This window comes from Methylobacterium sp. WL18 (genome assembly GCF_008040015.1).
Taxonomy (GTDB): domain Bacteria; phylum Pseudomonadota; class Alphaproteobacteria; order Rhizobiales; family Beijerinckiaceae; genus Methylobacterium; species Methylobacterium mesophilicum.
Genome location: NZ_VRVD01000139.1, coordinates 1 through 9,398 on the forward strand (window position 1 = coordinate 1; position 9,398 = coordinate 9,398).

Annotated in this window: 9 protein-coding genes; 2 read left to right on the top strand and 7 right to left on the bottom strand. The window is 70.7% G+C overall.

Annotated elements, in window-relative coordinates; all coding sequences use genetic code 11:
* Positions 1 to 134 precede the first annotated feature (134 nt).
* The 6 genes from moaC to FV228_RS12520 form a co-directional block, all read right to left on the bottom strand.
* Positions 135 to 626 carry a cyclic pyranopterin monophosphate synthase MoaC gene (gene moaC, locus FV228_RS12495; protein WP_147854915.1) on the bottom strand — a complete coding sequence of 164 codons (492 nt, stop codon included), beginning with the start codon at positions 624 to 626 and terminating at the stop codon, positions 135 to 137.
* A 2-nt stretch (positions 627 to 628) separates the two neighbouring features.
* Positions 629 to 1,549: an indole-3-glycerol phosphate synthase TrpC gene (gene trpC / locus FV228_RS12500; protein WP_147854916.1), complete on the bottom strand. Its 921-nt coding sequence runs from the start codon at positions 1,547 to 1,549 to the stop codon at positions 629 to 631.
* A complete protein-coding gene (trpD, locus tag FV228_RS12505) occupies positions 1,546 to 2,583 on the bottom strand; it encodes an anthranilate phosphoribosyltransferase (RefSeq protein ID WP_147854917.1) in 1,038 nt (345 codons plus the stop codon). The genes trpC and trpD overlap by 4 nt, the downstream gene beginning before the upstream one ends.
* A 35-nt stretch (positions 2,584 to 2,618) precedes the next feature.
* Positions 2,619 to 3,233: an aminodeoxychorismate/anthranilate synthase component II gene (locus FV228_RS12510; RefSeq protein ID WP_147854918.1), complete on the bottom strand. Its 615-nt coding sequence runs from the start codon at positions 3,231 to 3,233 to the stop codon at positions 2,619 to 2,621.
* 63 nt (positions 3,234 to 3,296) lie between these two features.
* On the bottom strand, positions 3,297 to 4,817 hold the full coding sequence (trpE, locus tag FV228_RS12515) for an anthranilate synthase component I (RefSeq protein ID WP_147854919.1): 1,521 nt from the start codon (positions 4,815 to 4,817) through the stop codon (positions 3,297 to 3,299).
* Positions 4,818 to 4,822: 5 nt separating this feature from the next.
* Positions 4,823 to 6,724, bottom strand: coding sequence for a peptidylprolyl isomerase (locus FV228_RS12520; protein ID WP_147854920.1), 1,902 nt, complete (start codon positions 6,722 to 6,724; stop codon positions 4,823 to 4,825).
* Between the two features lie 196 nt (positions 6,725 to 6,920).
* Here FV228_RS12520 and tpiA point away from each other — a divergent pair, with 196 nt between their 5' ends.
* Entirely contained in the window at positions 6,921 to 7,682 is a 762-nt protein-coding gene (tpiA, locus tag FV228_RS12525; RefSeq protein WP_147854921.1) for a triose-phosphate isomerase, read from the top strand.
* A gap of 101 nt (positions 7,683 to 7,783) precedes the next feature.
* Entirely contained in the window at positions 7,784 to 8,695 is a 912-nt protein-coding gene (ppk2, locus tag FV228_RS12530; RefSeq protein ID WP_187277719.1) for a polyphosphate kinase 2, read from the top strand.
* A gap of 19 nt (positions 8,696 to 8,714) precedes the next feature.
* On the opposite strand, the gene FV228_RS12535 is transcribed toward ppk2, so the two are convergent.
* Complete coding sequence (locus FV228_RS12535; RefSeq protein ID WP_147854922.1) at positions 8,715 to 9,173, bottom strand: nuclear transport factor 2 family protein; 459 nt, start codon at positions 9,171 to 9,173, stop codon at positions 8,715 to 8,717.
* Between the last annotated feature and the right edge of the window lie 225 nt (positions 9,174 to 9,398).

A 9,398-nucleotide genomic window follows, 5' to 3' on the forward strand; every position in this document is an offset into this window, starting at 1 on the left:
CGTGGTGGGCGCCAGCCTGAGATTGATCGGGACCAGCGCGGCCCGGGCCAGCGGAACCGTCTCCGCCTCGACCGGCGCGGGGATGCTCGCGAGCACCCGTCCCAGCGCCTCGGCGACCGGGATCAGCCCGGTGCTCATGCGTCGGGCGCCCGGTAGGCACCGGAGCGGCCGCCATCCTTGGCGATGAGGCGGATGCCCTCGATCCGCATGCCGCGATCCACCGCCTTCACCATGTCGTAGACCGTCAGGCAGGCCACGGAGACCGCGGTCAGCGCCTCCATCTCGACCCCGGTCGGGCCCTGGACCCGCACCTCGGCGGCGATGCGCAGGCCCGGCAGCGCGTCGTCCAGCTCGCACTCCACCCGCACCTTCGACAGCAGCAGCGGATGGCAGAGCGGGATCAGCTCGTGGGTCCGCTTCGCGGCCATGATCCCGGCGAGCCGCGCGGTGCCGACCACGTCGCCCTTCTTGGCGTCGCCCTCGCGGATCAGCGCCAGGGTCTCGGGCCGCATCACCACGCTGCCCTCGGCCCGGGCGGTGCGGTCTGTGGCGGGCTTGTCGGTGACATCGACCATGTTGGCCGCGCCGCTGGTGTCGAGATGGGTGAGCGTCGAACCCGGTTCCATGCTCACCCCTTCTTCTTGTCGTCTTGCTTCTTGGCCTTGCCGGCCCTGGCGTCCGGCTCCGGCCCGTCGCCCTCGCCGAACAGCAGTTCCCGGGTCGCCCGCGTGACGTCCGCCTGACGCATCAGGCTCTCGCCGACCAGCACCACGCCCAGACCGTGCTCCCGGAGGCGCTTCACGTCGGCGTGGCCGCCGATGCCGCTCTCGGCCACGGCGATCCGGTCCGCCGGGATGCCCGGCGCGAGGCGGATCGCGGTCTCGAACGAGACCTCGAAGGTCTTGAGGTTGCGGTTGTTGATCCCGATCAGGGCCGTGCCGAGCGGCACCGCGCGGTTCAACTCGGCCTCGTCGTGGACCTCGACCAGCACGTCCATGCCGAGCTCGTGCGCGGTGGCGACCAGGGCCTGCGCCTCGTCGTCGTCCAGGCAGGCCATGATGGCGAGGATGCAATCGGCACCCCAGGCCCGGGCCTCGTAGACCTGGTAGGGCTCGAACAAAAAGTCCTTGCGCAGGACCGGGAGCCGGCAGGCCGCCCGCGCCTCGGTGAGGTATTCCGGACGCCCCTGGAACGACGGCTCGTCGGTGAGCACCGACAGGCAGGTGGCACCGCCGGCCTCGTAGGCGGCCGCCAGCGTCGCGGGCGCGAAATCCTCGCGGATCAGGCCCTTCGACGGGGAGGCCTTCTTCACCTCCGCGATCAGGGCCGGGCGCCCGGCATCGAGATGGGTCCGGATCGCCGCCGCGAAGCCGCGCACCGGCTCGGCCTGGGCCGCCCGCCGCTCGAGCTTGGCCAGCGGCACCCGCAGCTTCGCCTCGGCGATCTCGCGGCGCTTGTAGGCCTCGATCCGCGCCAGCACGTTGGGCCGCTCGTTCGGCGCCTCGGCAGAACCATCATGGGTCACCGATCCCTGCGTGAGCGTGCTCATCGGCGCTCCTCCCCGTTCGAGCGATCGTTCGAGGCCCGGACCAGACGGGCGAGGGTGTCCCGCGCCGCCCCGGAATCGACGGCATCCTGCGTCCGCGCGAGCCCGTCCGCCAGGGTCGGAACCGCCCCCGCGACGACGAGGGCCGCGCCTGCATTGAGAACGGCGATGTCCCGGTAGGCGTTGCGTGCGCCGGCCAGGACGGCTTCGAGGGCCCGGGCGTTGTCGGCAGGATCGCCGCCGCGCAGCTCTTCCGGCGCCCGAAGCGTGAGGCCGAGTTCCCGCGGATCGATGGTGAACCGGGACAGACGGCCGTCGTCCAGGGCGACCACGCGGGTCGGCCCGGTGACGGTGATCTCGTCCAGGCCGTCGGAGCCGTGGACGGTCCAGACCCGGCGGCTGCCGAGTTCGGCGAGCACCTTCGTCAGCGGCTCGGCCAGCGCCTCCTGGGCGACGCCGAACAGCTGGTAGGCGACGCCGGCCGGATTGCAGAGCGGGCCCAGCAGATTGAAGATCGTCCGCACCGGCAGTTCGGAGCGTACCGCTGCGACGTGGCGCATGGCGCCGTGATGGGCCTGGGCGAACAGGAAGCACAGGTTGGCCTCGGCGAAGCACCGGGCCTGCCCTTCGGCATCGAGCCCGAGCTTGACGCCCAAAGCCGCCAGCACGTCGGCGGCCCCCGAGCGCGAGGTCGCGGCGCGGTTCCCGTGCTTGGCCACCGGCACGCCGCAGGCGGCGACCAGGATGGCGGCGAGCGTCGAGACGTTCACGCTGCCGGAATGATCGCCGCCGGTGCCGACCACGTCGACGGCGCCTGCGGGCGCATCGATCCGGGTCATGCGGGCGCGCATCGCCTCGGCGGCGCCGACGATCTCCTCGACGGTCTCGCCGCGCACCTTCAGGGCGGCCAGGAAGGCGCCGGCCTGGACGGGGGTGACCTCGCCCGACAACAGGTCGTCGAAGGCCGCGCGTGCCTCGGCGCGGTCGAGAGCCAGGCCCCCGGCGACCTTGGCGAGATGGGGTCTGAAGCTGTCCATGCGCTCTGTCGGAAGGCCGCCCCGGCCGTCCGGCGTCAATGCACGTCGGCGCGGGTCCTGTCACGCGCCGCGTTCCAGGCGGCGGCCAGATCCAGGAAGTTCTTCACGATCTCCGTGCCGTGCTGCGACCGGATGCTCTCGGGGTGGAACTGCACCCCGTGGAGCGGCCGCTCGGCGTGCTCCAGCCCCATGATCAGGCCGTCGGCCTCGGCCGTGACCCGCAACGTGTCCGGGCAGCTGGCCCGGTCGACGATCAGGGAGTGGTAGCGGGTCGCCTCGAAGCTGTCGTTCAGGCCCCGGAACAGGCCGCTGGCGCCATGCCGGATGGTCGAGACCTTGCCGTGCAGCGGCAGCGGCGCGCGGATCACGTCGCCGCCGAACGCCTGGCCGATCGCCTGGAGCCCGAGGCAGACGCCGAAGATCGGGATGTCTTCGGACAGCTCGCGCACGACATCGAGGCAGATGCCGGCTTCGTTGGGCGTGCACGGACCGGGCGAGAGCACGATCGCGTCCGGCGCCTTGGCCCGGATGTCGGCGACGCTCAGCGCATCGTTGCGGGCGACCTCGACGGCGCCGCAGAGCGGGCCGATCAGGTGGACGAGATTCCAGGTGAAGGAATCGTAGTTGTCGATCACGAGGACGTTGGGCATCGCGGAGGCACGCTCGGGCATGACCGCGATGTGACGACTCGCAACCCTCCGGTCAACCGGTGGCTACTGTCCCCGCTTGGCCTGCGCCGCGAACCGCACCGCCTCCTCGGCGGCCCGGAACAGCGCCTTGGCCTTGTTGACGCATTCCTGCTGCTCGGAGGCCGGATCGGAATCGTAGACGATGCCGGCGCCGGCCTGGACGTGCATGCGCCCGTCCTTCACGATCGCCGTACGCAGAACGATGCAGGTGTCCATCTCGCCGCGGGCGCCGAAATAGCCGATGCAGCCGGCGTAGGGCCCGCGCTTCTCGCGCTCCAGCTCGTCGATGATCTCCATGGCCCGCACCTTCGGGGCGCCCGAGACCGTGCCGGCCGGGAAGCCCGCCGCAAGGGCATCGAGCGGATCGTGGCGCGGGTCGAGGTCGCCCTCGACGTTCGACACGATGTGCATGACTTGGCTATAGCGCTCGATGAAGAACGAATCGGTAACCCGCACGGTGCCGATCTTCGAGACCCGGCCAGCATCGTTGCGGCCGAGATCGAGCAGCATCAGGTGCTCGGCGCATTCCTTCGGGTCGGCCAGCAATTCGGCGGCGAGCGCCGCATCCTCGGCCGGGGTCGCGCCGCGGCGGCGCGTGCCGGCGATGGGCCGCACCGTGACGATCCCCTCGCGCACCCGCACCAGGATCTCGGGCGACGAGCAGACGATCTGGAAGGCCTCGAAATCGAGGTAGCAGAGGAACGGCGCCGGGTTTGTCCGCCGCAGCGACCGGTACAGGCTGTAGGCGGGCAGCGTGAACGGCGCGGAGAAGCGCTGGGACAGCACCACCTGGAACACGTCGCCGGCGACGATGTATTCCTTGGCCTTCGCGACCATGCCGGCGAAGGCCTCGGGCGAGGTGTTCGAGACCGGCTCAGGATGCGCCACCGTGGACAGGTCCACCCGCGCGTCCACCGGCAGCGGTCCTTCGAGGGCGTCCGCCACCCGGTCGAGGCGCGCGAGCGCGGCCTCGTAGGCGGCGCGGGCGGTGACGCCGGGCGAAGGCCGCACCGGCGAGATCACGGTGATCTGGTCGCGGATCGAATCGAACACGACCATGACGCGCGGGCGCATCAGGATCGCGTCCGGCACGCCCAGGGGATCCGGGTTCGGCTCGGGCAGCCGTTCCATGGCGCGGACCATGTCGTAGCCGAGATAGCCGAACAGGCCGGCGGCCATGGGAGGCAGGTCCTGCCCCTCGGATTCGCCGATCGCGCTCTCGGCGATCAGCGCCCGCAAGCAGGCGAGCGGCGGCCTGTCGTCCCGCTCGAAGGCGTCGAGATCGGCCCCGCGGGCGATGGCGGGGGCGCCGTCGCGGCAGCGCCAGATCAGGTCCGGGTCGAGACCGATCATCGAGTAGCGGCCGCGCACCGCGCCGCCCTCCACCGATTCGAGCAGGAACGCCGGCCCGGCATGCCGGGCACGCAGCTTGAGGAACGCCGCCACCGGCGTCTCGAGGTCGGCGACCAGGCTGAGTTCGACGAGGCTCGGCTGCCCGGCCTCGTAGCGTCCGGCGAAGGCCGCGTAGTCAGGCGCCTCGGCCATGGCCCTCAATACTCTCCGCCGATGGCCCGGCGCAGGGCGGCCTGATCGATCTTCACGCCCGCGTTCTTCTGGACCTCGGAGATGTATTGGGACAGCACGTCGTCGGCCAGTGCGGCCTGGAAGTTCTTGGTGATGGCCTTGTCGCCCTGGGTGTCGGCAACAAAGGCTGGCATCGTCGCCGCCGTGACCTTGAACACCGCTCGCGAATCACCCGCGGCCGCGGTGCCGGCCTTGCCGACCGGCGTCGCGAAGATCAGGTTCACGTCGTCGGCGGTGAGCATGTCCTTGGCCTGGTTGCGGGCGAGGTCCTGCGCCTCCTGCGTGTTGACGCCGACCTCTTGTGCGACCGCCTCGATGGTCGCGCCGCCGTTGAGCTTCTCCGCCAGCTCCCGGCCCTTGGCCTGGAGCCGCTTGGCGATCTCGGCGGTGGTCCACCCGGCCTTCACGCCGTCCCGGACCTCGTCGAGCGGCTTGTCGTGCGCGGCGTCGATGCCGGTCACGTCGTACCAGACGTAGCCGCCGGACTTGGTGCGCAGCGGTTCGTTGTCGCCGCCGATCTCGGCCCGGAACAGGGCCGGCAGGGTGGTGTCCGGATCGGGGATGTCGGCGACGCGCTGGCCGTCCGGACCCTTGCCCTGGGGATCCACCGCCTTGACGGTCACGAGCTTCAGCCCGCGCTCGGCGGCGATGTCGGCGAGCGGCTTGGCGCTGGCGCGCTGGTCCTCGATGGCGTCCCGGGTGGTCTCCATGGCGTCCCGGGCACGGCTGAGCGCCAGGCCCTTGCGGATCTCGCCCTCGACCTCGGCGAACGGCTTGACCGTGCCGGGCTCGATCTTGGTCACCCGCAGCAGCACGGTGCCGAAGCGGCCCTGGACCGGCTGGCTCACGCCGCCCTCGGGCAGCGCGAAGGCGGCATCCGCCACCACCTTGTCGAACAATTCGGCCTTGGTCAGCGTGCCGAGCGTCAGGTCGGTGCCGCCGGTGCTGCGTTCCCCGGCCACGGCCTCGAAGGTCTTCGAGCCGTCCTCGATCGCCTTGCGGGCGGTATCCGCCGCGGTGGCATCCGGGAACACGACCTGCTGGATCGTGCGCTTCTCCGGGCTGCCGTAGCGGCCCTTGTTCAGCTCGTAGGCGGCCTTGGCGTCCGCATCGGTGATCGCGTCGGGCTTGGCCATCGCCTCGGGATCGACCACCAGCAGGGTCGCGGTCCGGAATTCCGGCGCCCGGAAGCCGGACTTGTTGGCCTCATGCCAGGCCTTCAATGCGTCCTCGGTCGGGGCCGGGATCTCTCCGGCCACGGACGGGGTCAGCATCAGGTAGGCCGCGGCGCGGCGCTCGGTGGTGTAGCGATGGACCGCCTCGCGCATCGCCGCCGGCACGTGCAGGTCGGACGACACGGCCTCGGCGAGCTGCAGCCGCGCGATCACGGAGCGCTGCTCGCGCACGAACAGGCCCTCGTTCAGGCCCGCCCGCTGGAGGGTCTGATAGAACAGCTGCGGATCGAACTGCCCTTGCGCGTTCTGGAAGCTCTTCTCGTCGTGGATCGCCCGGATCACCGAGGCGTCCGGCACGCCGAGGCCGAGATCGTGCGTCTTCTGGTCGAGGGCCGCCTCGGTGATCAGCTGCGACATCACCGTCCGGTCGAGCCCGAGCATGCGGGCTTGGTCGGGCGTGAGCGCGCGCTTCAGCTGCGTCTGATAGCGCTGCAGCTGGTTCTGGTAGGCCTGGCGCACCTGCTCGGCGGTGATCGGCGTGCTGCCCACCGTCGCGACGTTGCTGCTGGAGCCGCCGCGGAAGAATTCCTCCACGCCGAAGATCCCGACGCCCGCGATCAGCAGGGTGAAGATGATCGTCAAGACGATCTTGCCGAGCCAATGCTGGCTGGCGTTGCGGATGCCCTGAAGCATGGTCTGTGATCGGATACCTTCGGCCGTCGACCCGTCGCCGGGCCGGTGCCATCCCTGAAAGCCGACCGCGATAGACCATTCGCGCCCACAGGCAAAGGCTCACCCATTCGGACGGTTTGCGCGCCCAAGCTCGCTCTGGTAGGCCCCGCCGACCCCGGAATACCGTGGCGGCGCGGAGACGAGGCGAGGGCTAGGGATGTCGCAGACGGGGCGGAAACCGCTGGTCGCCGGCAACTGGAAGATGAACGGGACCCGGGCTTCGATCAAAGTGGTCGAGGCGATCCGGGACGGTCTCACGCCGGACCTGGCATCCCGCGTCGAGGTGCTGATCTGCCCGCCCGCGACGCTGATCGGCTCCTGCGTGGCCGCGGCCGCCGGCTCGCCGATCGTCATCGGCGGCCAGAACCTGCACGCCCGGCCGAGCGGCGCCTTCACGGGATCGATCTCGGCGGAGATGCTGGCCGACCTCGGCGCGAAATACGTGATCGTCGGCCATTCCGAGCGCCGGGCCTACCATCACGAGACGGATGACGGCGTCCACGCAAAGGCGCTCGGCGCCCGCCGCGCCGGCTTGAGCGGCATCATCTGCGTCGGCGAGACCATCGAGGAGCGCGAGCAGGGCCGCGCCCTCGATATCGTGCGTGCGCAGCTCGCCATCGGCCTGCCCAAGGGCGCCACCGCGGCCGATACAGTGATCGCCTACGAGCCGGTCTGGGCGATCGGCTCCGGCCGGACCCCGACGCCCCGCGACATCGCCGAGGTCCACGCGTCCCTGCGGGAGATGCTGGACAAGCTCGTCGGCGACGAAGCGCACCGGATCCGCATCCTCTACGGCGGCTCCGTGAAGCCCAGCAACGCCCGCGAGCTGATGGCGGTGGAGAACGTCGACGGCGCCCTGGTCGGCGGCGCGAGCCTCGTGGCCGAGGACTTCCTGGGGATCTGCGCCGCCTACGCGTGAGGCGCGGGCGGGGTCTCGGGCGGGAGTCTCGGGCAGGGTCTCGGGACTGTCACACGATCCTGCTTTGTGGGGCGTGACGACACCCGACCGCGAAGCCTGCCATGACCATCGATCACGACCGCGCCGACCCATCGATGGTGGACATGATCCGCCGCGAGATCCTCGACAGCTACGACGAGGAGATGGAACTCGGATTCGAGGACGACCGCCTCGACAGCCTCGAGGGCGGGACCGGCTCCGGCAGCGACCGCCGCTTCTATTTCCGGGAGCTGCTGCGCCTCCAGCACGAGCTGGTCCGCCTGCAGGACTGGGTCCAGCACAGCAAGCTGCGCGTCGTCGTCCTGTTCGAGGGGCGCGATTCGGCCGGCAAGGGCGGCGTGATCAAGCGGATCACCCAGCGCCTCAACCCGCGCGTCTGCCGGGTCGCGGCGCTGCCGGCGCCGAGCGAGCGCGAGCGCACGCAATGGTACTTCCAGCGCTACGTCAGCCACCTGCCGGCCGGCGGCGAGATCGTGCTGTTCGACCGCTCCTGGTACAATCGGGCCGGCGTCGAGCGCGTCATGGGCTTCTGCTCCGATGCCGACGTCGAAGAGTTCTTCCGCTCGGTGCCCGAGTTCGAGCGCATGCTGGTGCGCTCCGGCATCGTGCTGCTGAAATACTGGTTCTCGATCACCGACGAGGAGCAAGCCCTGCGCTTCCATATGCGCATCGCCGACCCGTTGAAGCAGTGGAAGCTGTCGCCGATGGATGTCGAATCCCGTCGGCGTTGGGAGGATTACACCCGCGCCAAGGAAGACATGCTGACCCGCACCCACATCCCAGAGGCGCCCTGGTGGGTCATCGAGGCTGTGGACAAGAAGCGCGCCCGGCTGAACTGTATCAGCCACCTGCTCGAACAGATCCCCTACCAGGACGTCGAGCATCCGCCGGTTCACCTGCCCGAGCGGGTCCGCCACGCGGATTACATCCGCACGCCGACCCCGCCGGAGATGCTCGTCCCGTCGCGCTACTGAGCGGCGAACTGGTCGCGCGTCAGAGCTTGAACGCCTGGCGCGCCATCAGGCGCCAGCGGCCGCCGTCCCGGCGCCAGACCTGCAGCACACCGATATGGACCGGCGCAGTTTTTCCACCCGAGACGGTCTCACCGGTGAAGACGTGCCGGACGATCGCGTCCTCCCCGATCACCGAGGCCGAGCGGTCCGACAGGGTGATGCTGGGGAAGCGCGAGGCGCCGCTGGTCAGCGCGCCGACGAAGGCCGCCTTGTCCTGCACAACGCCGCTCGAATGGCCGTAGCTCAAGCCATCGAGGGTGAGGGCATCGAGGGCGGTGCCGTCGGCCGCCAGCAGAGCCTTGGTCAAGGCATCCACCGCCGCCTCGACCTCGGCGGTCTGGGCGGAGGCCTCCGGTCCGGCGGCGAGTCCCGGCGGCGCATGAATCAGGATCGGCGCGGCGAACGCGGCGGCGAGCGCCGAACGGCGTGAGATGGTCATGGCGGGCCTCCCGGGCGGGGCGGCGCGTTCGATGAGCCGCCTTCCCGCCCGACAGAGCACGGTCCGGTGCCGGACGCGAGGCCGACCGGGAACAACCGGGGGCCGATCGTCAAGTTGGCGCCGGCCGGCGAGTGGTGTATGGCCCGGAGCAGATTTGCGACCGGCGCGCCAGGTCCGACGTCTGGCACCGGCCGCCCCGCGCCCGCCGCCGGACCGCCCCTCGGG